We start from the raw sequence: 23345 nt of genomic DNA, 5'->3' as shown, positions 1-23345 counted from the left end.
TCGGGGTGGATCTCCCTCCGGGCTCCCCCACCTCGACCGGTCCTCAGGGCTACGGCAGCCCGTGCACGTGCGGCCCCACCGCGCTGGACCACGCGTTGCCCGCCGTCGCGTCCCAGTTGGTGGACCAGGTCATCGCGCCGCGGAGGTCGGGATAGGTGCGGGACGGCTTGAAGGTGCCGCAGGAGGTTCCCCTGGTCAGGCAGTCCAGGGCGTTGTTGACGACCGTGGGGGAGACGTAGCCGCTGCCCGCGCCGCGGGGGGAGGCGGGCAGGCCGAGGCCCACCTGGGAGGGGGCGAGGCCGCCCTCGAGCTGGATGCAGGCCAGGGCGGTGAGGAAGTCCACGGAGCCCTGGCTGTAGACCTTGCCGTCACAGCCCAGCATCGAACCGCTGTTGTAGTACTGCATGTTGACGACCGTGAGGATGTCCTTCACGTTCAGGGCCGTCCGGAAGTAGGAGCTGGACGTCGACTGCATGTCGATGGTCTGCGGGGCCATCGTGAGGACGAGGGACGCCCCGGCCCTCGCCGACAGCGAGCGCAGCGCCTGCGTCATGTACGTCGCGTCGAGGCCGTTCTCCAGGTCGATGTCGACGCCGTCGAAACCGTACGTCTGCATCAGGGAGTACAGCGAGTTCGCGAAGTTGGCCGCGGAGCCCGCGTCGTTGACGGTCACCGTGCCGCGTTCGCCGCCGACCGAGATGATCACCTTCTTGCCGGCCGCCTGCTTCGCCCTGATGTCGGCCTTGAACTGGTCGACGGTGTAGCCCTTCAGGCCGGCCGAGTCGAGGGTGAAACCGACCGCGCCCGGAGTGGTCGTCGCGTCGGCGAAGGCGACCGCGATGATGTCGTACCGGTCGGGGACGTCGGAGATCCGCTGGACCGTCGCGCCGTTGTCGAAGTTCTGCCAGTAGCCGGTCACGGCGTGCCTGGGCACCGAGCCCCCGCCGCCTCCGCCGGTCGCGGCCGTCCGCCCCGTCACCGTCGCCGACTTCACCGACTCGCCGGCCGCGTTCGTCGCGGTGACCTGGAAGGAGTACGACGTGGCCGCCGCGAGCCCGGTCACGGTGGCCGAGGTGCCGGTCACCGCCGTCACCTTCGCGCCGTCGCGGTAGACGCCGTACCCGGTCGCGCCGGAGACCGCGTTCCAGGCCAGGGAGACCGACGACGACGTGGTGGCGGAGACCGCGAGGCCCGCCGGGGCGGACGGGACCGTGGGGGCCGGGTCGGTGCCCCCGCCGCCGTCGGGGCCGTACACCGAGACGTCGTCGGCGAGGTAGGCCGCCTGGCCGTACCAGCCGTGCAGGTAGACGGTGACCGAGGTGGTCGACGCGCCGGTGGAGAACGTCGTCGACAGCTGCTTCCAGGCGGTGGAGTCCGGCGTCCAGGTGGAGACGTCGGTGGTGCCGGTGCCGGTCGCGCCCAGGTAGGCGTAACCGCCCTGGACCCAGGCGCTGAGCGTGTAGGTGGAGCGGGGCCTCACGGCGACCGTCTGGGTGCAGCGGGCGTTGTCCTGGCCCGCCGGGGTCGCCTTCAGCGCGGCCGTGCCGCTGTGCACGGGGGAGGTGACGGTGGTCCCGCTGCCCGCGGAACACGTCCAGCCGCCGAGGCCGGACTCGAAGCCGGCGTTCCTGGCGTTGTCGACGTCCGCGGCGGACGCCTGGCCCGTGCCCGCGAGGGTGAGGGCGAGCGCGGCGGTCACGGCTCCCGACCAGAGCCGGGCCGATCTTTTAAGTGGGGACATGACAATAAGTTGGTCCAGACCAATTCCGTTGTCAAGAGTTCCGTCGACGGCGGGCCCGGGTGGGCGACCTGCCCCGTTCTGACGCGAATTGCGCGAAGATCCGTCCGCGGGGGGTCACGGAAAGCTGTTCTCCGGCCACAGCGGCGTGGATACAGTGCTGAGGTAGTCACGCAATGAAGTCACCCCGGTGCGCCGAAGCAACTCCCGGCGGACCGGACCGCGGGAATCGGGGAGCTGCGCGTGCCAACTGCCATTGCCGTGACCGGCGCCGACCTGGCCCTGCCGCCGCAGGACGAACGCACCGTGCCCGCCGCCGTGCTCGACGGCCTGGACCGCCGGCCCCTCGACCGGGCCGTCGCCGACGTCCAGACCCTCCTCGACCAGCACGGCCACCTGGTCGTCGTGTACTCGCGGGCGGCCCCCGCCGCCGTCGGACAGCGGCTGCACACCGTCCGCTCCCTCCTGGAGAGCGATCGCATCGCGCTGTTCCGGCCGGACCTGCCGCCCCTCGGACTCGCCGTCCTGGCACGCCAGTTGCGTCAGCTCGCCTCCTGCGACCTGAGCCCCGGCGTGCTCGCCTCGGCCGGCCGGCTGCTCACGCACTACATCCACGCCGGCGCGCTCCTCGCCTCCGTGGCCCGCCTCGACCGCGTCCCCGTCGACCTGACCTCGCACGCCCGCTCGTGGATGCCCGGCAGCCAGTTCGCCGTACTGGCGCACCCCCAGCCCCGGCTGGTCAAGGCAGGGCCGGAAACGGTGCTGCCCGGACCGGAGTTCGACACCCGGATGCTGGTCGGCCGCGGCCGGCTCCAGTCCGACTGGGTCACCGGCACCCTCGCCCCCGCCTGGCGGACCCAGGGCCTGCGCGAGACGGAGGCGCCCGCCGAGTCCGCCGCCTGGTGGGGCACCGACCGGCTGATCGAGTTCTGCGCCTACCTGCCCGACCTGTCGGTCCTCTACCAACTGGTCACCTCGGTCCGCCGGACCGTGTGCCACTGGTGCGGCGTCGACGTCATCGGCGACCTCTGCGTCTTCTGCTCCGCCACCCCGCCGCCCGCCTCCGAGCCCCGTCCCGCCCGCGCGCTCACCGGCGGCGGCCCCCCGCACCGAGCCCTCACCACGGGCGGCTGAGCCGGACCGGGGACCCGGCCGCGCCCCCGGTCCGCCCCGGCCCCGTGACCCCGCCGAGGCCCCCGCCCGACAAGCCCCGCCCGCCCCGTCCCCCGCCCGCTCGATCCGACCCCCCAACGAGGTTGCACCGGTTCATGAACTCCCGTCAGCGCCGCGGCGTGATCCTCCTGCTCCTGTCGGTCCTGTGCGCCCTCGGCGCCTTCGCCGGCGTCCTCTCCGTCATCGACGACGTGCAGTCCAAGGTCGGCCCCGAGGTCACCGCCTACCGGGTCAGGTCCGACGTGGCGCCCTACGCACCCCTCACCGCGGACCAGTTCGAGAAGATGGAGATGCCCGAGCGCTGGCTCTCCGGGAACGCGGTGACCGACCTCGCGGGCATCCGCGGCAAGATCGCCGTGACCACCCTGAAGAAGGGCTCGCTGCTCCAGAGCGACATGATCGTCGACCGGCCCGCCCTCCAGGCCGGCCAGCAGGAGGTCGCCATCATGATCGACGCGGCGACCGGCGTCGCCGGGAAGATCACCCCGGGTTCCTCCGTCAACGTGTACGCCACCTTCGAGGGCGCCCGCGAGAGCGACCCCGACCAGTCGAAGATCATCATCACCAACGCCCGCGTCCTCGACGTCGGCGACCTGCGCGCCCTGAACCCCGACAAGGACGACCGCGGACAGCGGCTCACCGAGGCGGTCCCCATCACCTTCGCGCTGTCCACCCTCGACGCCCAGCGCATCACGTACGCCGAGTCGTTCGCCAAGCGCGTCCGGCTCGCCCTGGTGGCGCCCGGCACCCCCACCACGGTCCCCGACAAGGACCGCACGTACGAACTCGTCACGGACAAGTGAGGGCCGCCGCCATGCCCACGAGGATCCTCCCGGCCGTCGGCGACGCGGACGCGGTCCGCTCCCTCACCAGCCTGCTCAGCCAGCTCCCCGACGCCGAACCCGTCACCCCGGTCGCCGACTCCACCCAGCTCGTCGACACCCTCGCCCGCCTCGCCGCCGAGTCGGTGGACGAGCTGCCCGAGGTCGTCGTCGTCCACGAGCGCATCGGCCCCGTACCCGCCCTGGAACTGGTCCGCGAGGTCGCCCTGCGCTTCCCCGCGGTCGGGGTCATCCTCGTCACCACCGACGCCGGCCCCGGCCTCTTCTCCGCCGCCATGGACGCCGGCGCCCGCGGCCTGGTCACCCTGCCCCTCGGCTACGAGGACCTCGCCCACCGCGTCCAGGCCGTCGCCCAGTGGTCGGTCGGCGTACGGCGCCATCTCGGCCACGGCGGCGACGTGTTCACCGGCGCCGGCGGCACCGTCGTCACGGTCAGCGGCGCCAAGGGAGGCGTCGGCGCCACCCTGCTCGCCGTCCAGCTGGCCCTCGCCGCCCAGGCCTCCGGCCGCAGCACCGCCCTCGTCGACCTGGACCTCCAGGCCGGCGACGTCGCCTCCTACCTCGACGTCCAGTTCCGCCGCTCGGTCGTCGACCTCGCCGTGATCACCGACCTCTCGCCGCGCATCCTCGCCGAGGCCGTCTTCCGCCACGACACCGGCGTGGCCCTGCTGCTCGCCCCCGGCGAGGGCGAACGCGGCGAGGAGGTCACCGACCGCGCCGCCCGCCAGATCGTCGGCGCCCTGCGCTCCCGCTACGAGGTCGTCGTCGTCGACTGCGGCGCCCAGCTCGGCGGGGCCGGCGCCACCGCCGTCGAGATGGCCGACCGCGCCCTGCTCGTCACCACCCCCGACGTGGTGGCCGTCCGCGGCGCCAAACGCACCGTCCGCATGTGGGACCGCCTCCAGATCCGCAAGGCCGAGGAGACCACGGTCGTCGTCAACCGCCACAGCCGCGGTACGGAGATCCAGCCCGCGCTCATCCAGAAGATCACCGGTACGCCCGTCGCGGCGACCACGATCCCCGCCAACTTCAAGGAACTCCAGTCCGCCGTGGACGCCGGTCGCGTCCACGCCCTCGACGGCAGGGGCACCGTCCGCCAGGCCATGTGGGCCCTCGCGGGCGAACTCGCCCTGGTCGCCGCCCCGGAGGGCGCGCAGCACCGCAGGTCCGGCCGGGCCGGACGCGGCGACCGGGGAGCGGCGGGGTTCCGCCGCAGGAGGGAGTGACGTGAGACCAGGGCGACCGGCACCACGGCGACCGGGACCCCGGCCACCGGGACCGCGACGAACGGGGTCACGACGACCGGCCTCGCCGGCATCACGGGGACCGGCACCGGGGCGCCGCGGAGGCGACCGGGGCCAGGTCACCGTCGAACTCCTCGGCATGACCCCGCTGATCATCGTGACCTTGGTGGTGGTGTGGCAGTTCGTGCTCGTGGGATACACGTTCACGCTCGCGGGGAATGCTGCCGACGAGGCGGTGCGGGCGGGGACGGCGGCGGCGCCGGGGGAGCGGTCCGGGGCGTGCCGGCAGGCCGGCCTGGAGAAGCTGGGGGACGCGTGGAAGGGGAACGCCGTGGTGGACTGCGGCGGCAGCGGCTACGTGACGGCGGAGGTCACCCTTCGCGTGCCCGTGCTGTTCCCGGGCCTGATCGACTTCCCGTTCCCGGTGCGCGGCCACGCGGGCGCCGTAGAGGAAGAGGACGGCGACTGAGATGCCGGACCGGACACACGGGCGGGACCGGGACCGGGGCCAAGTGGCCCTGGAGTACCTGGGTTTCCTCCCCGTCCTGCTGCTCGTGGCGCTGGCCGCCGTACAGCTCGGCCTGATCGCGTACGCGGCGCAGCAGGCGGGCACGGCGGCCCGCGCGGGGGCGCGCAGCGCGTCCCTGCGCGAGGACTTCGCGGGCGACTGCGCGCGGGCGGTCAGCAGCCGGCTCGACGCGCGGTGCGAGTCGGCGGACCTGGGCGACGAGGTCCGCGTCACCTCCACCGTCACGATCCCCTCCGTCATCCCCGGCATCGGGGACTTCGGTGAGGCCCACAAGACGGCCACCATGCCGGTCGACCACTGAGGGAAGGGCTTTCGACATGAGCCTGCGGGCACGCATCACCTCGCCCGAGGAGCACGGCGGCCGGAGCGAGGACGGTCACCTGGTCGCCTCCTACCGGGCCAAACTCCTGGAGGAGATCGACCTCGCCGAGATGAGCTCGCTGGCGGCGGCCGAGCGCCGGGCCCGCCTGGAACGGGTGCTGGGCCACATCATCAGCCGCGAGGGCCCGGTGCTGTCCACGGCGGAGCGCGCCCAGCTCATCCGCAGGGTGGTCGACGAGGCGCTGGGCCTCGGCATCCTCGAACCGCTCCTGGAGGACGCCTCCGTCACCGAGATCATGGTGAACGGCCCGGACGCGATCTTCGTCGAACGGGGCGGCCGGGTCGAACAGCTGCCGCTGCGCTTCGCCTCCGACGACCAGCTCATGCAGACGATCGAACGCATCGTCTCCACGGTCAACCGCCGTGTCGACGAGACCAACCCGATGGTCGACGCCCGCCTCCCGTCGGGCGAACGCGTCAACGTGATCATCCCCCCGCTGTCCCTCACCGGGCCCACCCTCACCATCCGCCGCTTCCCGCGCTCCTTCACCCTGCACGAACTCATCGGCTTCGGCTCGCTCGACGAGCCGATGCTGTACCTGCTGGCGGCACTGGTGCAGGCCAAGTTCAACATCATCGTCTCCGGCGCGACCGGCACGGGGAAGACGACCCTCCTCAACGCCCTCTCCGGGCTCATCCCGGAGCACGAACGCATCATCACCATCGAGGACTCGGCCGAACTCCAGCTCCAGCAGTCCCACGTCGTCCGCCTGGAGTCCCGGCCCCCGAACGTCGAGGGCAAGGGCCGCATCACCATCCGCGACCTGGTCCGCAACTCGCTGCGCATGCGCCCCGACCGGATCGTGGTCGGCGAGGTCCGCGGCGGCGAGTCCCTGGACATGCTCCAGGCGATGTCGACCGGCCACGACGGCTCCCTGGCCACCGTCCACGCCAACAGCGCCGAGGACGCGCTGATGCGCCTGCAGACCCTGGCGTCCATGTCGGACGTCGAGATCCCCTTCGTCGCCCTGCACGACCAGATCAACAGCGCGGTGGACGTCATCGTCCAGCTCACCCGCTTCGCGGACGGGACCCGGCGGGTGACGGAGATCGCGCTGCTCGACAGCCACGGCGGGGAGCCGTACCGGCTGGCGACCATCGCCCGCTTCGACGCCCGGCCGATGGGCGCGGACGGCCGCATCCACGGCGCCTTCGCGTACCACCCGCTGCCGCGCCGCACCGCCGACCGCCTCTACATGGCGAGCCAGCCGATCCCGCAGGCCTTCGGAGTGGCCCGCACGCTCGACGAGCTGACCACCCGGGAAGCCCGATAGCCCGACAGCCCGACATCACGGTGGCCGGACGGCCGGAGAACCCGACAGCCCGGCAGCCCGGCAGCGGACCCTCGCGACAGCGCGGCCAGGACGGAAACGGAACAGGACAGGCAGGACCCCACATGACCCTCCAGAACCTGATCACCCTCACCACCGGCGTGAGCCTGCTGACCTGCTGCCTGGCCGTCGCGGGCGTGCACACGTACGCGCGGGGCCGCGCCCAGCGGGCCGCCCTCGTCGACCGCCTCACCGCCACCGGCCAGGTCGCCCCGGCCGGCCGCCGGCGCCGCTTCCGCACCCTGGACCGCCGCCTGCGCCGCACCGACCTCGGCCGCACCCTGGAACTGCGGCTGACGGCCACCGGCCTGGACGTGACGCCGGGCGAGTTCCTCGCCTACATGCTGGCGGCGGTCGTGGCCCTGTGGCTGGTCGGACAGGCCGTCCTGGCCCCCTTCTTCGGCCCCCTGGCCGGTCTGCTCGGCATCTGGGCCGCCTGGCAGTTCCTCAACTGGCAGCGCCAGAAACGCATCGAACGCTTCATCAACCAACTCCCCGAACTGGCCCGCATCCTGGCCAACGCCACCGACGCGGGCCTCGCCCTGCGCACCGCGATCGGCATGGCCGCGGAGGAACTGGAGGCCCCGGCCGGCGAGGAACTCGCCAAGGTCGCGAACCAGCTGGCCGTCGGCCACTCCCTGGACGACGCCCTCGGCGAACTCGCCGACCGTCTCCCCTCCCGCGAACTCGTCGTCCTGGTCACCACCCTCGTCCTGTCCAACCGGGCCGGCGGCCAGGTGGTGGGAGCCCTGCGCAACCTCACCGAGACGCTGGAGGAGCGCAAGGAGACCCGCCGCGAGGTCCGCACCCAGCTGTCCCAGGTGAACATGACCTCCTACGCGGTGCCGGTGCTGGGGGTGGGCGCCCTGTTCCTCATGGACAGCGTCGCGGACGGCACCCTCGACCGCATGACGGGATCGGCCGCCGGCCAGGCCAGCGTGATCATCGCCTTCGCCCTCTACGCCGTCGGCTTCGTCCTCATCCGCCGCATGTCCCGCATCGACGTCTGAGCGCCGGGACCGGGACCGGGGACCTCAGGACCGAGGGAGGAAACGACCGTCATGGAACTTCTGCTCGCACTCGTCATGGGCCTCGGCGTCTGGGGCGTCTTCGCCGGCGTGCGCATGTACCGCGCCGAGGTGAAGCTGCCCAGCGACCTCGCCCTGGCCCTGGAGGTCGGCGCCACCCGCACCGGTGCCGTCGGCTCCCTCGTCGACCGCCTCGGCATGCGGTACGCCCCCGCCGTCCTGCGGCTCATGGGCCCCCGGCAGGTCGCCCGGTACCGCCGCAGGATCGACCTCGCGGGCAACCCCGGCGGCCTGACGATCGACCGCTACGCGGCCCGCCGGGCGGTCTACGGGGCGATCGGCGCGCTCGGCGCCCTGGCCGCGCTGCTCCAGGGCAGCTTCTTCCTCGCCCTCCTCATGATCGCGTTCGGCCTGTTCTGGTCCGAGGTCGGCATCTGGGCGGCGATCCGGGTCCGCAGGGACGCGATCGAACGCACCCTCCCGGACTTCCTGGACGTCCTCGCCGTCGTGGTGAGCGCGGGCCTCGGCTTCCGCCAGGCCCTCGACCGGGTGGCGTCGCGGTACGAGGGCCCGTGGGCGGACGAGATCCGGATCACGCTCCGCCAGATGGACCTCGGCATGAGCCGCCGTGACGCCTTCGCCGAACTCCGCCGCCGCAACGACTCCGAACAGGTCGCCATGTTCGTCACCGCGCTCCAGCAGGGCGAGGAACTGGGCGCGCCGATCGTCGACACGCTGGTCGCGATCGCCAAGGACATGCGCCGTACGGACGCGCAGAACGCCCGCCGCAAGGCCGCCCGCGCGGTCCCCAAGGCCACGCTGATGATCACGACGTTCATGGTCCCGGCCACGATGCTCCTCCTCGGCGCGGGCATGCTGCTGGGCTCCGGCACGGACTTCAGCTCGATCACGGGCGAGTAGGCGGGCGGGATGACGGCCATGACGGCGACTCCGGGGCGACGCGGCGGCCTGCTGCGCCGCCGCCGTACCCGGGCGCGGAAAGCCACCACGACGGCCGGCCCCCTCCCCGCCGTCCAGGACCGGACGGAGGGCCCCGCCGGAGCGGCGGGGGCGGCCGCGCCGGATGCCGCGCAGGCCCCTTCGGCGCTCGCCGTCCCGGACCCCGCCGAACCCTCGGCCGCCGCCGCCGCTACCGACTCCGAATCCGACTCCGGATTCGGCTTCGGGGGCACGTCCGTGACCGCGTCCCCGTCCGGCCGGCGGGAGGCCGAGCCGCCCCTGCCGCTCCAGGTCAACGCGCTCCAGGCGATGTGCCGCCAGGTCTTCGGCTTCCGGCTCGCGATGATCGCCCTGGCCGCCCCGGCCGCCCTCCTCAACGCCTCACCGGGCCTGGGGACCCGCCTGGTCGGCGCGGCCGTGGTCGTCACCTTCATGGGCTCCTACGTCCTCTTCCGGGACTGGGAACGCTTCGGCCCCCTCCTGCTGCGCCACCCCGTCCTGCTCGCCGTGGACACCCTCTTCGGCACCCTGCTGCTGATCTCCGCGGGCCCCGACACCACGCTCGCCTACGTCAGCGTCTGCACCCCCCTCCTCGCCGGCATCGTCTACGGCTGGCGGGGCGCCGCGGGCTTCGCCTCGCTCCAGTCGCTGATCCTGCTGCTGGTCCACGCCACCCTGGAACGGGAGTCCGGCGCGAGCCTCGCGGAACGGCTGCTGCTCCCCGGTTTCTGCGTCATCACCGGAGCCGTGGGCTCCACCCTGCGCGGACTCATGCTCCGCTTCGGCACCGCGACCCTGGCCCTGACCACGGTCAGGGCCAGACTGGCCGTCGCCCAGGCGGTGGCGGCCGAACGGGCCCGGCTGGCACGCGAGATGCACGACTCCGTCGCCAAGACCCTGCACGGCGTGGCCCTCGCGGCGGACGGCCTGGCCCGTTCGGCCGGGGCGGCGGCCATGGACCCGGAGCGCGTCCGGCAGCAGGCGGAGCTGGTCGCCCGCGCCGCCCGCCGCGCCGCCGCGGAGTCCCGTGAACTCCTCACCGACCTGCGCCGCGAGACGGACCCGGACCAGGGCGTCGACGTCCTGCGCGAACTGGCCCTCCACACCCGCGCCTTCGCCGACCGGACCGGCCTGCCGGTCACCTACCACCCCACGGGCGACCGCACCATGCTCCCCGTCCCGCCCGCGGTGGCCCGTCACCTCCTGGCCGTCACCGCCGAGGCCATGGAGAACGCCCACCGGCACGCCGGTCCCACACGGGTCGAGGTGCGGGCAGGCGTGCGCGACGGGCTCCTCGACGTCGGCGTCCTCGACGACGGGCCCGGCCTGCCGCCCGGCACCGACCTCGGACGACTGCGCCGCACCGGGCACTTCGGACTCGTCGGCATGGCGGAGCGGGCCGCGACCGTCGGCGCCCGCATCCGCTTCGGGGACGGACTTCACTCCCGGGGCACCGGAGTGTTCCTGCGACTTCCGCTCGCGGCACTCACGACTTCGACACCATGAACGGCACGCCGTACGACCCGACACCCCGCCCCCCGAGAGGAGGCCGCCCGATGCCGGACCAGCCGCCCGCCACCCTCCTGGGTGACGCCTTCGCACCGCCGCCCCCGCCCCCGCCCGCGCCGGTACGCGTCGTGGTGGCCGACGACAACCCCGTGGTCCGCGCCGGCCTGAGCGCCCTCCTCTCCGGCCACGAGGACATCACGGTCGTCGCGGAGGCCGCCGACGGCCGCCAGGCCCACGAGGCCGCCCTGCGCCACCGCCCCGACCTCGTCCTGCTGGACGTCCGCATGCCCGACGTGGACGGCCTCGCGGCGCTGCCCCACCTGGTGCGCATCGCCCCCGTCATGATGCTCACCCACAGCAGCGAGTCGGAGGTCGTCCGGGAGGCCCTGCGGCGCGGGGCGGGCGGCTACCTGGTGCACGGCGAGTTCACCGTGCCGGAGCTGCTCTCCGCGATCCGGGACATCGCGGCCGGACGGGCCCACCTCACCCCCACGGCGGCCACGGCGGTGCTCGCCCATCTCCGCTCCTCCGATGCGAGTGCACATGATGACGATCTCTCAGAAGGCTTATTTCCCGAGACTTATCGTGAACGGCTTTCGCATGTGCAACCGCTTGTGGGACAGTCGGGCGGAAAGTGTCGACTCAGCGCGAGGGAGGCGGAGATCATGGACCTGATCGCAGCGGGCCTGACCAACCAGCAGATCGCCGCCACCTGCTTCATCAGCGAGAAGACGGTCAAGAACCACATCAACCGCATCTTCGCCAAGCTCCACAGCACCAGCCGCTCCGAAGCGGCGGCCAAGTGGCTGGGAACGGCGGTGACCCCGTGACAGACCGCCACGCCCCCGATTGGGCCCGCGATTGGGCCCTGGGACCCTCCGCGGGGACTTCCGTTCCGCTCTACGTTCCTCATGCCGGTAACGCCGCAAACGGAGGGGAACGCCATGAGCGACCTGATGCTGAAGACCGTCGTCGCGGCCAAGGTCCTGGTGAACGGCTGGAGGAACACCACGGTCGCGGCCGCCCGTCGCCGCGGCGACCGGGGCCAGACGGCGGTCGAGTACCTGGGCATCATCGCGGTGGTGGTGGCGATCGTGGTGCTGATCGCGAACACGAACCTGGGACAGACGATCGTGGACAAACTCACCACTCAGATCGCCAAGGTGGCGCCCTGATCCGATCTCGCGCACACGGCGACGCAGGGCAGGTCTTCCCCATCTACCTCACGGTGGTGGCGGGCCTGCTCTTTCTCGCGTTCGCGTACTTCGCGATCGGCCAGGCCGCGGTGAACCGCAACGGCGCACAGACCGCTGCCGACGCGGCCGCGCTGGCGGCGGCGCAGGAGGCCAGGGACGGGCTTACCGACCAGTGGATGGCGGACATCCTCGACCCCACGAAATGGCAGGACATCTTCGACGGCGACGGGGTGGCGCTTCCCGACCCTTGCTGGCGCGCCCACGAGCTCGCCGCGCAGAACGATGCCACTCTGGACGACTGCTCCCCGGACGGGCTGCGGTTCAGCGTCATCGTCCAGGCGAACGGGACGGCGGGGGACTCCGTCATTCCGGCCACGAGCACGACGAGGGCGCACGCCGACGCCGTTGCCGTGATCGAACCGCGGTGCGGGTTCGATCCGCTGGGCGAGGACGCCGAAGACGACGTGTTGCCGGAACTCACCTGTGAGGACGGGGACGACTGGGAGCTGGATCCTGACGACCCCGCCGGCCTCCCCGGACCTGAAGACCTCTTCGACGTCCACCTGGCCGACTGACGTGCGAACGACGAGTGGAGAAGGAAGCAGAGTGATGAGCATGCGGTTCACGGGGAAAGCCCGCAGGGGGATGGTCGCGTTGGCCGCCGTGGCCGGGCTGGCCGTCGGCTCGGCGGCGTGCGGCGGGGGTGGGGGCGACGACGACAAGAAGCCCGACAACTCGTCCTCCGCCTCCACGGCCAGCGGGTCACAGCCGGATCCTCAAGAGGGCCAGTCCCAAGAACCCCTGGCCGAACTGAAGGGTCCGAGCGGACTCAATCTGCAAATCACCGACGCAGTAAGAGACTCCGGCGGCTTTGTCACCGTCAGTGGTGCTTTCAAGAACGACAGCGGCACGGTGGTCACCATCCCCTCAGCGCTGAGCGGCAACGAGACCGAGATCATGAACAACGGAAGGTCCCTCGGCGGAGCCACCCTCGTCGACTCCAAGAGCAAGAAGCGCTACTACGTCCTGCGCGACACGGAAGGCCGCCCCCTGACGACGACGGGCTTCTCGACGCTGAAGGCCGGGGAAACCATCGACGTGTTCCTCCAGTTCCCGGCGCCGCCCGCCGGCACGGCCGACGTCTCCTTCCAGCTGCCGCTGTTCCCCAGCGCGGTCATCAAGATCTCCGGGTGAGCCCTCGATGACCCCCACCGGACTCGCATTCCGCCGACTGCCCCTGGCCCTGCTCGCGACCAGCCTGTTCCTCGTCGCCGCGCCCCCCGCCCGCGCCGACGACCCCAGCGTCCCGCCGGGCACCGAACCCACCGCGACCGCCCCCGTGGAAGTGGACCCCAACGACCCCGACCTCAAGCTGCCCGAGGGCGCCACCCTCGCGGAGCCCAAGGTCCTCGACATCAAGCAGGTCGTCGAGGACGAGACCGGGGACGAGCGCCGCGAGGACACCAACGCGGACGTGAAGTTCGCCCTCCAGGCGGAGGTCCTCTTCGGCAAGGACAGCGCCAGGCTGAGCGCCGACGCCAAGGCCCGCATCTCCGGGATCGCCACGGAGATCAAGAAGCAGAACGCCACGCGGATCCGGGTCTTCGGCTTCACGGACGACCTCGGCTCCTCCGCCCACGGCGACGTCCTGTCGAAGCAGCGCGCGAACGCGGTCCAGGCCGCCCTCGCCGGCGACCTGAACGACGCGAGCGTCGTCTTCGAGGTGCGCGGCTACGGCGAGCAGTACCCCATCGCCGACAACTCCTCCGAAGCGGGCCGCAAGAAGAACCGCAGGGTGGAGGTCACGTTCCCGAGGACGGCGGGCTGACGGGCCGTTCGCGTCAGGTTCACCGGCTGCCCGCTCCCTCAGCCGGTGGTGCCGTCTTCCGCTGAGGTGTCCGCGGGCACGGCGATGACGAATACGCCTTTGCCCTGGACTCCCTGAACGATCCCCTCGGCCTGTAGTGCCTCGACAGCGGACTTGATGGTCCGTCGGCTGACCACCCCGCCCGTCTCCTGCTCGAGTTCGTGCTGAGAGGGGATGCGTCGGCCCACCGGGATCTCGCCGCGTCGGATGCGCTCACGCAGGGCGGATGCAAGCTGCACGTACATCGGAGTGATGCTGTCGCGGTCGATCTCTATCATGCCCGGGAGCGTAAGAGGCCATCCCAGGGCAGCATAGGTCGAGTAGGTGCGTCATAAGACGTGCCAAGACGTACCAAGTTGGCGTACAGTCGATGCCAGCAGAAGACCCCCGCGACGGTTGGCGCCGTCCGGGGGCATGGCCACCAGCTTTCGAGGAGCTGATGACAGTGAGCATCATCCACGCGCTGCCGCGCTGGACCCTGGGCGTGTTCGGGCCCGGCACCGGCAGGCGCCGGGTGGGTGCGCGCCCCGTCGCGGCGGCCCCGGCCCGCGTCCCGCGGAACCGGCCCGCCCCCGTGGTCGTCCCGCTCCCCGCGGCCCGCTCCCCTTACGGCCTGCCCGTGCTGCTCGACGGCGCCCGCACGGCCCCGGTCCGCCCGTACGTGCTCGCGGCGGAGAGGGCGGCGTGATGGCGGCGGAGGACAGGAGGCCCCGCCCGCCGGTGCGGATGTGCGTGCGCTGCTCGGTGACCACGGAAACTCCGGTGGTGGTCGCGGTGGTGCACCAGAACTCGGGGCCGGGCTTCGTCGTGTACGCGTGTCAGGCGTGTGCCGCGCACTACCCGCCGCAGCGGGACGTCCTCGCGGCCCCGCGGTCGTCCGACCGGACCGGGGACGAGCGATGACCGCGCGCCCCGGTCCTGCGGCGGGCCGGCACGAACTGTCACCCGAGTGCGCCCTGGCGCGCAGGCACGGATACGAGGACGTACACGGCGGGTGCGGCCGCCTGCGGGACGTCCCGCTCCCGCACGGCGGGGGCCTGCTGCTGGTGCGCCGCTGCGGCTGCGTCTGCCATCGCGCGCCGACGGGGGAGGCGCCCCGGTGAACGCCGGCAGCCCGCCCGAACCTGGCACCTCCCTCCTGACGCTCCGCACCCGCCGCGTCGACCGGGACGGCCGACGCACCGCCCCGGCGCGACCCGCGCGATCACCACGCCGGCGTCGACCACTGCCCTGAGCCCACGACGACGCCTCAGGCACTGCCCGCCGGAAGAATCCCGGCGACCGTCGTCACGTCACGGAGCGGCCCTCCGCGAAGAGGGGCCGGCACCGGTCTCGGCCTCCACCGCGACCACCACCCCCGCCCGCACCCCCCACCCCGCCATGACCCCCGCCCCCGCCTCCAGCACGTGCCGTGACCTCAGCCGGGGCAGGCCGAGGCGGCCCGGGCGCATGGTGCGGACCGAGAGGACCGTCAGGCGGCGGTCCAGGTAGGCGACGTCGATGGGCATCCGCATGCCGAAGGTGTGCACGCCGCCGGCGGGGGAGAGCAACAGCGCGCCCTCGACCGCGTCCCGCCCCAGCAGACCCCTCGTCCGGGCGCGGTACGAGGCCGCGATCTCGAGCGGGACCGTCACCGCCGCCCCGCCCCCGCCCGGCACGACCAGTCGTCCCCGCCCGTCCCGAAAGCGCCGTCCCATTTCCCGCTCCGATCCGCCGACCCGTCCCGTGGGCTCCGTGCGCTCCGTGGGCCCGGTAGGCCCATGACCTGCCCGCCGCGCGGCGACCGTATCCCCGCTTCTCCCCTCTCCCGCGGCACCGTGAGCGGAAGGACCCGAGGACCAGCGAGGAGCACCGCCCCGGCGGACCTCCGTCTGGCCGGGACCCGCACCTTCGGCAACGGCGTCGTCCTGCTGCACCACGAGCGCGCCGGAGGGCGGTGAGCCCGAGCCCGCCGGCCCCGTGGCCCGGAAAAGGGCTGTCGGGTAAAGGAGTTGTCCGGGCCGGAACACCCGGATAGGAAGAGGTCATGACCGAACTCGGCGCCATCTTCCGCCCGCAGCTGCCCCCGGAGCGGCTCCGCACGATCGCCCGTCTCGCGGACGCCACCGGGCTCGACGAGCTGTGGGTCTTCGAGGACTGCTTCCGGGAGGCCGGGATCTCGGCCGCCGCGGCCGCGCTCGCCTGGACCGAGCGGGTCCGGATCGGGGTGGGCCTGCTGCCGGTGCCGTTGCGCAACGTCGCCGTCACCGCGATGGAGGCCGCCACCCTGCACCGGATGTTCCCCGGCCGGGTCGGCCTCGGCGTCGGTCACGGCGTCCAGGACTGGATGGGCCAGGTCGGCGCCCGCCCCGCCTCCCCGCTGACCCTGCTGCGCGAGTACACCCTCGCGCTGCGCGGCCTGCTGGACGGGGAGCGGATCACGACCCGGGGACGCTACGTCACGCTGGACGACGTCGCCCTCGACTGGCCGCCGCCGGGCGGGGCCGAGGTGCTGGTCGGCGGGATCGGCCCGCGCACCCTGCGGCTGTCCGGCGAGGTCGCGGACGGCACGGTCCTCAACGAGTCCTTCACCCCGGACGGCGTGCGCGAGGCCCGTCGGCTGGTGGCGGAGGGCAGGGCGGCGGCCGGCCGGGACGCCACCCCGCACAAGACCGTCGTCTACCTCTTCACCGCCACCGGCGAGGGCGCCGACGCCCGCCTCCGGCGCGAGCTGGCCACGACCGGCCTCTCCGACGTGCCCGGCCTGGGCGTCGCCGGGGACGCGGCCGAGGTCGCCGAGCGGGTCGTACGGTACGCCGAGGCGGGCGCCGACACGGTCGTCCTCCTGCCGACCGCCGACGAACCCGACCCCGAGGGATTCATCCGGTTCGTGGGCGACGACGTACGGCCCCTGGTGAAGTGACCGGACCGGCCACGGGGAACGGCCCACAGCACCCGCCACCTCGTCGGCCCCCACCGGCCGACCCGGTGGGACGTCCCGGACCCAGGCCGCGCGCCCGGCCGTCGGGCGTGCGGGACGGCCACCGCCCCCGCGGCCGTCGACTCCCGCAGCACGCGGGGCACTTCACCCACCCGTCGGTCCGCCCACCCGTCGGCCGGTCCACCCGTCGGCCCGCCGCCCGGCTCCCGTTCTCCCCGACAGCCACGGCCTGTTCGCGCGCCGGGCCCCGGCCGGGCTCCCCGGGGCCCGGCGTCCCCGAGGCCCCACCGGGACAAGGGCCCCTCGCCAAAAGGGCATTCACCTCACACCGCCCCACATCTCCCCACATCACTCCGTCATCTCCACAGGGTTTCCACATCGTTATCGGAGTTGGTCCGGACCGCAGGCCCCCTCCGGTACATTCGACGCCAGGCAATTCGCGCCAGCAAAGCTGCGCGGGCGTCACCGTGCAGCGGAGGGGGCTGCGCGGTGACGTGCCGCGTCAAGCGGGCGTCCGGCCGGGGTTAGCCCGTCGGAGGGAAAACGGCCGTGCGGCCCGGTCAGGGCCCAATCGGCGCGAAAACCTCCGCTTTCACCGGTGTCCGGGGCGGTCCGCCTGGATTCCGCCGCCTTTCGACCATGAACCACCTGCGAATCCCACCCCGACTCGTCAGCGCCCCGTCGCCGGACGACTCCGGAGAGTAATGGTGGCGCGCCGATGCACGCGTCATCCCTCACGAAGGGTTATGGTGGAAACCCCCCCTCGGGCCGGTCCGTATCCCCCCCACGGACCGGCCCGTTTTTTCGTACCCGCGGAAGAGGGGGTCCGCGAGGCCCTCGCGCCCCGTGCCGCCCGGGACGGAACCCGCGTCGCACCGGTCGCGCCGGCCGACACATCCACACCCCGCCCGCGCCCCGCCTGCTCGTCCCGGCTCCCGTGGGGGTAGGCTGCCGCCCGCGGGGACCGCCACCGCACGGAGGGGCTGACATTCACGTGAACCTGCGCGACAAGCTGCGCGGCCTGCTGGTCAGGCTGTACGCACGCCGGGTGGAAGGCCACCTGGACCACGCTCAGGTGCCCAAGCACATCGGCGTGATCATGGACGGCAACCGGCGCTGGGCGAAGGCCGCGGGCTCCACCACCGTGCACGGCCACCGGGCGGGCGCCGACAAGATCGAGGAGTTCCTCGGCTGGTGCTCCGAGACGGACGTCGGCGTCGTCACCCTCTGGCTGCTGTCCACCGACAACTTCGACCGCGCCGAGGAGGAGCTGGTCCCCCTTCTCGGCATCATCGAGGACGTCGTCCGCACCCTCGCCGCCGACGGCCGCTGGCGCGTGCACCACGTCGGCACGCCCGACCTCCTGCCGGTCGGCATGCAGCACACGCTGAAGGAGGCCGAGGAGGCCACCGCCGACGTCGACGGGATACTCGTCAACGTCGCCATCGGCTACGGCGGCCGCCAGGAGATCGCCGACGCGGTCCGCTCGATGATCCTCGACGCGCAGGACAAGGGCGTCTCGATGGAGGACCTCGCCGAGTCCGTCGACATCGACATGATCGGCCGCCACCTCTACACCGGCGCCCAGCCCGACCCCGACCTCGTGATCCGCACCAGCGGCGAACAGCGGCTGTCCGGTTTCATGCTGTGGCAGACCGCCCACTCGGAGTACTACTTCTGCGACGTGTTCTGGCCCGCCTTCCGCAAGGTCGACTTCCTGCGCGCCCTGCGCGACTACGAGGTCCGGCACCGGCGCTTCGGCGGCTGACGGCACCACCGCGCGACGGCCGTTTCCGGCCGCGCGCACGACGACGGCACGGCCGGCCGGCCCCGCGCACGGCCCTGGCCGCGTCTCCCCCCTTCACCCGTGAAGTCCCCTCGCGGACCCCGTCCGGGGCGGAAGTAACGAGGAGTTCACCAGTGCGCCGTCGGGTGACGTGGCATGGCGGCGCGTGTTCGAGGGCATAAACCAACCAGGTCGACGCCCGAACCACGGGTGTCGGATCTCAGCGGACGGCACGGGGCCGTCCGCCCGGGAGGCCCTTTGCACCAGCCCGATCGTGCGGTCCGCACGGACGCAGCGGAGGGCCGGTCCCCGGCCCGTGCAGGCGGCCGAGAACCGGTCCAGCTCCACTCCGTCGCTCCCCGACCTCATCCGAGGGGGTACGTCCTTCCGTGGTGACCAGCACAAAGCGCCACAAGCCAGACCGGCGCACCTACGTTCTCGACACCAGCGTCCTGCTGGCCGACCCGCACGCCATGAACCGCTTCGACGAGCATGAGGTCGTGCTCCCCGTCGTCGTGGTCACCGAGCTGGAGGCCAAGCGGCACCATCCCGAACTCGGCTACTTCGCCCGGCAGGCCCTGCGCCTGCTCGACGACTACCGGGTGAAGCACGGCCGTCTCGACGCCCCCATTCCGATCGGGGAGCTGGGCGGCACCCTCCGTGTCGAGCTGAACCACTCGGACCCCAGTGTGCTGCCCACCGGCTACCGCCTGGGGGACAACGACTCGCGCATCCTCGCGGTCGCCCGCAACCTCCAGGCCGAGGGGTTCGACGTCACCGTCGTGTCGAAGGACCTCCCGCTGAGGATCAAGGCGTCCTCCGTCGGGCTGCTCGCCGAGGAGTACCGGGCCGAACTGGCCATCACCGACTCCTCCGGCTGGACCGGGATGTCCGAACTGACGCTCCCCGCCGAGCAGGTGGACATCCTCTTCGAGGAAGGCCGGGTGTACGTCCCGGAAGCCTCCGAACTGCCCGTGCACACCGGCCTGACCATCCAGTCCGAGCGCGGCAGGGCGCTCGGCCGGGTCACGGCCGACGGCAGCGTGCGGCTGGTGCGCGGCGACCGCGAGGCGTTCGGCATCAAGGGCCGCAGCGCCGAACAGCGCATCGCGCTCGACCTGCTGCTCGACCCGGACGTCGGGATCGTGTCGATGGGCGGCCGCGCCGGCACCGGCAAGTCGGCGCTCGCGCTGTGCGCGGGCCTGGAGGCGGTCCTGGAACGCCGCCAGCACCAGAAGGTGATGGTCTTCCGTCCGCTGTACGCCGTGGGCGGGCAGGAACTGGGCTACCTGCCCGGCTCCGAGGCCGAGAAGATGAGCCCCTGGGCGCAGGCGGTCTTCGACACGCTGTCCGCGGTCACCAGCCGCGAGGTCATCGAGGAGGTCACCGCCCGCGGCATGCTCGAGGTCCTGCCTCTCACCCACATCCGCGGCCGCTCGCTGCACGACGCGTTCGTGATCGTGGACGAGGCCCAGTCGCTGGAGCGCAACGTCCTGCTGACCGTTCTGTCCCGGATCGGCGCCAATTCGCGGGTCGTCCTGACCCACGACGTGGCGCAGCGGGACAACCTCCGGGTCGGCCGCTACGACGGGGTCGTCGCCGTCGTGGAGAAACTGAAGGGGCATCCGCTCTTCGCGCACGTCACCCTGAACCGGTCCGAGAGGTCCCAGATCGCGGCCCTTGTGACCGAAATGCTGGAGGACGGTCACATCTGACCGGACCGCCCCGTTCCGCGGGTGCGGCCGGCCGTGCGGCGCCGCTCGACAAAGGCTGTGAGCCTAGTCGGGCGGCGCCTTCGCGTGTGGGCGAACGATGAAATACCCAGGGCGAAACGGGGTGTGAGCTTTCACACGCAACTCGGAATTGCCACCCGGCGTCGGGTTGCGGCAGAGTCTCCATCCTGTCAGGCCCCGCATACGACACATGTGTATCCCTGAGCACCTCCCGCGCCGTTCAGGCAGCGAGGGGGGTGCGGCACCACGTCAACTCCATAGCTTCGTCGTATGCCGCCCGAGCACCACGCGGCGCTCCCGGACAGGGAGTCGCCCACCGGGCCCGTGCCTCCCGTGACCCCGCAGTTGGGAGGCCAGTGTTCAGGGGCACGATCGCGTCCGCCAGGGTCACCGAAGCGGGCGACGCTGGAAGGAAACCGTGTGAGCCGGATCTCGGTCCGGGGATTCGCAGTGGCCTCGGCCACCGCGGTCACCGCCGTCGGAAGCGTCGTCGGTGTTGCCTCGGGCAGCATCGCGCAGCCCAACGACGCCGAGGCGACGGCGAGCGACGCGACCACGCTCCTCGCCGACATCCCCGTGGGCCAGCAGGCCCAGGTGCAGACCGCTTCCCTGACGCAGCAGGCCAGTGTCCAGGCCATCGCAGCGGACGAGAGCGCCAAGAAGGACGCTGAGGAAGCGGCCCGCAAGGCCGCCGCCAAGACCGCGATCGCGAAGAAGGAGGCCGCGGAGAAGGCGGCCGAGAAGGCGGCCGAGGACGCCAAGGAACGCGCCCAGGTCAAGGCCGCCGCGAGCCGCAGCTCCGCCGACTTCCCCGTCCAGAGCTCCTACTCGATCGCCCAGATCCAGGCGATGGCGCAGCAGATGGTGCCCGGCGGTCAGTACCAGTGCTTCAGCAACATCGTGAACCACGAGTCCAGCTGGAACTACCGCGCCGTCAACGCCTCCTCCGGCGCCTACGGTCTCTTCCAGGCGCTGCCCGCCGGCAAGTACGCGTCCGCGGGCGCCGACTGGCAGACCAACCCGGCCACCCAGATCAAGTGGGGCCTGAACTACATGAACGACCGCTACGGCAGTCCGTGCGACGCCTGGGCGTTCTGGCAGAACAACCACTGGTACTAGGCCGGACGCCCGCGACACCCGCTCAACCCCGCACAGCCCCTCCCCGTCCTAGGGGGAGGGGCTGTCGCCCTGTACGGTCGATGCCGACGACTCCAGGGGTGAGTGGTGGGGAGAGACGGGGGAAGAAGGCGGATCATGTCGAGAGTGCCAGGATGGCTCGGCCGGCTCGGCGCCGGTCTGACCGAGATGGGTGAGCGGCTCGACGAACGTCGGGCCGAGGCCGACCGAGAGAGCGGCGCCGGACCCGATCCGGTGGTGCCCGACACACCGGTGGCGCCCGTCGGGGAACTGCCGCCGCCCGCATCGCGCCCCGACCCGGCACAGGTGGTGCCGTGGGGCGTCCGGGTCGCCGCCGAGGCGGGCTGGCGGCTGCTGGTCCTCGCCGGGACCGTCTGGGTCCTGATGAAGATCATCACCGCCGTCCAACTGGTCGTGCTGGCCTTCGTGGTGTCCCTGCTGCTGACCGCGCTCCTCGAGCCCACCGTGGCCCGGCTGAAGCGGCTGGGCGTCCCCCGCGGGCCCGCGACCGCGCTGACGGCGATCCTCGGGTTCGTCTTCATCGGCCTGATGGGCTGGTTCGTGACCTGGCAGGTCATGGAGAACATCGACAACCTCTCCGACCAGGTCCAGGACGGCATCGACGACCTCCGCCGCTGGCTCCTCAACAGCCCCTTCCACGTCACCGACAAGCAGATCAACGGCATCGCCAAGAACCTGCGCGAGGCGGTCGGCGCCAACACCGACGAGATCACCTCCGCGGGCCTGGAGGGCGTCACCGTCGTCGTGGAGGCCCTGACCGGCATCCTGCTGGCGTTCTTCTCGACGCTGTTCCTGCTCTACGACGGCAAGCGCATCTGGCAGTGGACCCTCAAGCTGGTCCCCGCCGCCGCCCGGCCGGGTGTCGCGGGCGCCGGTCCGCGGGCCTGGGCGACGCTCACGGCGTACGTGCGCGGCACGGTGGTGGTGGCGCTGATCGACGCCATCTTCATCGGCCTCGGCATCTACTTCCTCGACGTGCCCATGGCCGTGCCGCTGGCCGTCTTCATCTTCCTGTTCTCCTTCATCCCGCTGGTCGGCGCGGTCGCCTCCGGGGCGCTCGCCGTCGTCGTCGCCCTGGTCACGCAGGGCGTGTTCACCGCGGTGATGACGCTGGCGGTCGTCCTGGCCGTGCAGCAGATCGAGGGCCACATCCTCCAGCCGTTCATCCTGGGCCGCGCCGTGCGCGTGCACCCGCTCGCGGTGGTCCTCGCGGTCGCCTCCGGCGGCATGATCGCCGGCATCGGCGGCGCGGTGGTCGCCGTACCGCTGGTGGCGGTGACGAACACGGTGGTGGGCTACCTGCACGCCTACTCGCGCGAACCGGCCCTGCGGACGTCTCCACAGCCCAGGGGCGCCACCGCGGTCGACATGGCGCCGGTCCGGCCGGCCCTCGCGGACGAGGCCGGCGGCGGGGGACCGGCGGCGGACCCCGGCGGACCCCGGCGGGACGGCGCGAGCGAGGAACGCCCGGGCCCCGCCCACCCCGAGGGGTGAACGGGGCCCGGGGCCCGGCCCGTCGTCACCCGGCGAGGACGGCCTCCGTGCCGAGGATGACGCCGACCGCCCGGATCACCGAGGCGATCCTGAACGACTCCCGGACCGCCCCGCGCTCGACGCCCGCCTCGCACCGCACCTGACCGTGCGAGCCGGGCACATCCCGCAGCCGTCGACCGCGGACACCGCGAACGACCACAGCCCGAAGTCGGCCTCGCCGAACCCGGGTTGCCGATCCTGCCGCTGCCCGGCGTCCCCTCGGCCTGTTCGCCGTCCCCCTCGGCCCGCTCGGCGTCACCGAAGTCCCCCTCTTCGACCAGGGCTTCGCGTTCGTCACCCCGCTCGGCCACCGGCCGGCCGGACGCGAGGGCATCCCGCGCGAGGCCCTCGGGGAACGGAACCCGCTGCTCCTCGACGAGGGGCACCGCCTGCGCGACCGGGCCCTGGACATCTGCC

Annotated in this window: 24 protein-coding genes and 1 pseudogene; 21 read left to right on the top strand and 4 right to left on the bottom strand. The window is 72.6% G+C overall.

The features are described 5' to 3' along the window. Positions 1-49: 49 nt before the first annotated feature. Complete coding sequence (locus ACZ5FU_RS03240) at positions 50-1741, bottom strand: chitinase (protein WP_469044325.1); 1692 nt, start codon at positions 1739-1741, stop codon at positions 50-52. A gap of 240 nt (positions 1742-1981) precedes the next feature. Between ACZ5FU_RS03240 and ACZ5FU_RS03235 the strand changes: the two genes are divergently transcribed. From ACZ5FU_RS03235 to ACZ5FU_RS03170, 14 genes are all read left to right on the top strand, one after another. Further along, positions 1982-2872, top strand: coding sequence for a hypothetical protein (locus ACZ5FU_RS03235; RefSeq protein ID WP_451525332.1), 891 nt, complete (start codon positions 1982-1984; stop codon positions 2870-2872). A 134-nt stretch (positions 2873-3006) separates the two neighbouring features. Next, entirely contained in the window at positions 3007-3714 is a 708-nt protein-coding gene (gene cpaB / locus ACZ5FU_RS03230; RefSeq protein ID WP_451525333.1) for a Flp pilus assembly protein CpaB, read from the top strand. A gap of 11 nt (positions 3715-3725) precedes the next feature. Then, positions 3726-4979 carry an AAA family ATPase gene (locus tag ACZ5FU_RS03225; protein ID WP_468643008.1) on the top strand — a complete coding sequence of 418 codons (1254 nt, stop codon included), beginning with the start codon at positions 3726-3728 and terminating at the stop codon, positions 4977-4979. Positions 4980-5136: 157 nt separating this feature from the next. Next, complete coding sequence (locus ACZ5FU_RS03220) at positions 5137-5466, top strand: pilus assembly protein (protein WP_451525335.1); 330 nt, start codon at positions 5137-5139, stop codon at positions 5464-5466. 1 nt (position 5467) lies between these two features. Further along, positions 5468-5827: a TadE/TadG family type IV pilus assembly protein gene (locus ACZ5FU_RS03215; protein ID WP_451525336.1), complete on the top strand. Its 360-nt coding sequence runs from the start codon at positions 5468-5470 to the stop codon at positions 5825-5827. Between the two features lie 16 nt (positions 5828-5843). Next, positions 5844-7181: a CpaF family protein gene (locus tag ACZ5FU_RS03210; protein ID WP_468833516.1), complete on the top strand. Its 1338-nt coding sequence runs from the start codon at positions 5844-5846 to the stop codon at positions 7179-7181. 122 nt (positions 7182-7303) lie between these two features. Then, entirely contained in the window at positions 7304-8248 is a 945-nt protein-coding gene (locus tag ACZ5FU_RS03205) for a type II secretion system F family protein (protein ID WP_451525338.1), read from the top strand. Positions 8249-8299: 51 nt separating this feature from the next. Then, a complete protein-coding gene (locus ACZ5FU_RS03200; protein WP_468643011.1) occupies positions 8300-9187 on the top strand; it encodes a DUF5936 domain-containing protein in 888 nt (295 codons plus the stop codon). An 18-nt stretch (positions 9188-9205) separates the two neighbouring features. Then, on the top strand, positions 9206-10732 hold the full coding sequence (locus tag ACZ5FU_RS03195; protein WP_469044324.1) for a sensor histidine kinase: 1527 nt from the start codon (positions 9206-9208) through the stop codon (positions 10730-10732). Between the two features lie 50 nt (positions 10733-10782). Further along, a complete protein-coding gene (locus ACZ5FU_RS03190; RefSeq protein ID WP_451525340.1) occupies positions 10783-11565 on the top strand; it encodes a response regulator in 783 nt (260 codons plus the stop codon). 114 nt (positions 11566-11679) lie between these two features. After that, complete coding sequence (locus tag ACZ5FU_RS03185; protein WP_451775277.1) at positions 11680-11910, top strand: Flp family type IVb pilin; 231 nt, start codon at positions 11680-11682, stop codon at positions 11908-11910. Beyond that, a complete protein-coding gene (locus tag ACZ5FU_RS03180; RefSeq protein ID WP_468833846.1) occupies positions 11907-12506 on the top strand; it encodes a pilus assembly protein TadG-related protein in 600 nt (199 codons plus the stop codon). Before ACZ5FU_RS03185 ends, ACZ5FU_RS03180 begins: the two co-directional genes overlap by 4 nt. A gap of 34 nt (positions 12507-12540) precedes the next feature. Further along, positions 12541-13125: a hypothetical protein gene (locus tag ACZ5FU_RS03175; protein ID WP_451775278.1), complete on the top strand. Its 585-nt coding sequence runs from the start codon at positions 12541-12543 to the stop codon at positions 13123-13125. A 7-nt stretch (positions 13126-13132) separates the two neighbouring features. Then, on the top strand, positions 13133-13759 hold the full coding sequence (locus ACZ5FU_RS03170; RefSeq protein WP_468833510.1) for an OmpA family protein: 627 nt from the start codon (positions 13133-13135) through the stop codon (positions 13757-13759). Positions 13760-13797: 38 nt separating this feature from the next. Here the strand turns inward: ACZ5FU_RS03170 and ACZ5FU_RS03165 are convergent, their stop codons facing one another. Further along, the gene (locus ACZ5FU_RS03165; protein WP_468833507.1) at positions 13798-14076 is read right to left on the bottom strand and encodes a GntR family transcriptional regulator; all 279 of its coding nucleotides are present in this window, start codon (positions 14074-14076) and stop codon (positions 13798-13800) included. Between the two features lie 161 nt (positions 14077-14237). Here ACZ5FU_RS03165 and ACZ5FU_RS03160 point away from each other — a divergent pair, with 161 nt between their 5' ends. Continuing rightward, entirely contained in the window at positions 14238-14486 is a 249-nt protein-coding gene (locus ACZ5FU_RS03160; RefSeq protein WP_468833505.1) for a hypothetical protein, read from the top strand. 211 nt (positions 14487-14697) lie between these two features. Beyond that, entirely contained in the window at positions 14698-14901 is a 204-nt protein-coding gene (locus ACZ5FU_RS03155) for a hypothetical protein (protein WP_469044319.1), read from the top strand. Positions 14902-15090: 189 nt separating this feature from the next. Here ACZ5FU_RS03155 and ACZ5FU_RS03150 read toward each other — a convergent pair whose 3' ends face one another. After that, positions 15091-15495, bottom strand: coding sequence for a DUF192 domain-containing protein (locus ACZ5FU_RS03150; RefSeq protein ID WP_451525346.1), 405 nt, complete (start codon positions 15493-15495; stop codon positions 15091-15093). A 329-nt stretch (positions 15496-15824) separates the two neighbouring features. Here ACZ5FU_RS03150 and ACZ5FU_RS03145 point away from each other — a divergent pair, with 329 nt between their 5' ends. The 5 genes from ACZ5FU_RS03145 to ACZ5FU_RS03125 all read left to right on the top strand — a co-directional run bounded on the left by ACZ5FU_RS03145 (position 15825) and on the right by ACZ5FU_RS03125 (position 22889). Next, entirely contained in the window at positions 15825-16700 is an 876-nt protein-coding gene (locus ACZ5FU_RS03145; RefSeq protein WP_469044317.1) for an LLM class flavin-dependent oxidoreductase, read from the top strand. A gap of 1012 nt (positions 16701-17712) precedes the next feature. Continuing rightward, positions 17713-18486 (top strand): isoprenyl transferase, encoded by a 774-nt coding sequence (locus ACZ5FU_RS03140; RefSeq protein ID WP_451525348.1) that lies wholly within the window; start codon positions 17713-17715, stop codon positions 18484-18486. A gap of 407 nt (positions 18487-18893) precedes the next feature. Beyond that, positions 18894-20219: a PhoH family protein gene (locus ACZ5FU_RS03135; RefSeq protein ID WP_451525349.1), complete on the top strand. Its 1326-nt coding sequence runs from the start codon at positions 18894-18896 to the stop codon at positions 20217-20219. A 438-nt stretch (positions 20220-20657) separates the two neighbouring features. Next, a complete protein-coding gene (locus ACZ5FU_RS03130) occupies positions 20658-21356 on the top strand; it encodes an aggregation-promoting factor C-terminal-like domain-containing protein (protein ID WP_451525350.1) in 699 nt (232 codons plus the stop codon). A gap of 135 nt (positions 21357-21491) precedes the next feature. Continuing rightward, positions 21492-22889 carry an AI-2E family transporter gene (locus tag ACZ5FU_RS03125; RefSeq protein ID WP_451525351.1) on the top strand — a complete coding sequence of 466 codons (1398 nt, stop codon included), beginning with the start codon at positions 21492-21494 and terminating at the stop codon, positions 22887-22889. A gap of 25 nt (positions 22890-22914) precedes the next feature. On the opposite strand, the pseudogene ACZ5FU_RS03120 reads toward ACZ5FU_RS03125, so the two are convergent. Beyond that, positions 22915-23117 (bottom strand): annotated as a pseudogene (locus tag ACZ5FU_RS03120) (alkyl hydroperoxide reductase); the annotation flags it as partial. Positions 23118-23345 lie beyond the last annotated feature (228 nt).

The organism is Streptomyces sp. NPDC031554, from assembly GCF_055580685.1.
Note: the sequence above shows the minus strand (reverse complement) of the source record. Positions and strands in the feature narration are given on the sequence as shown.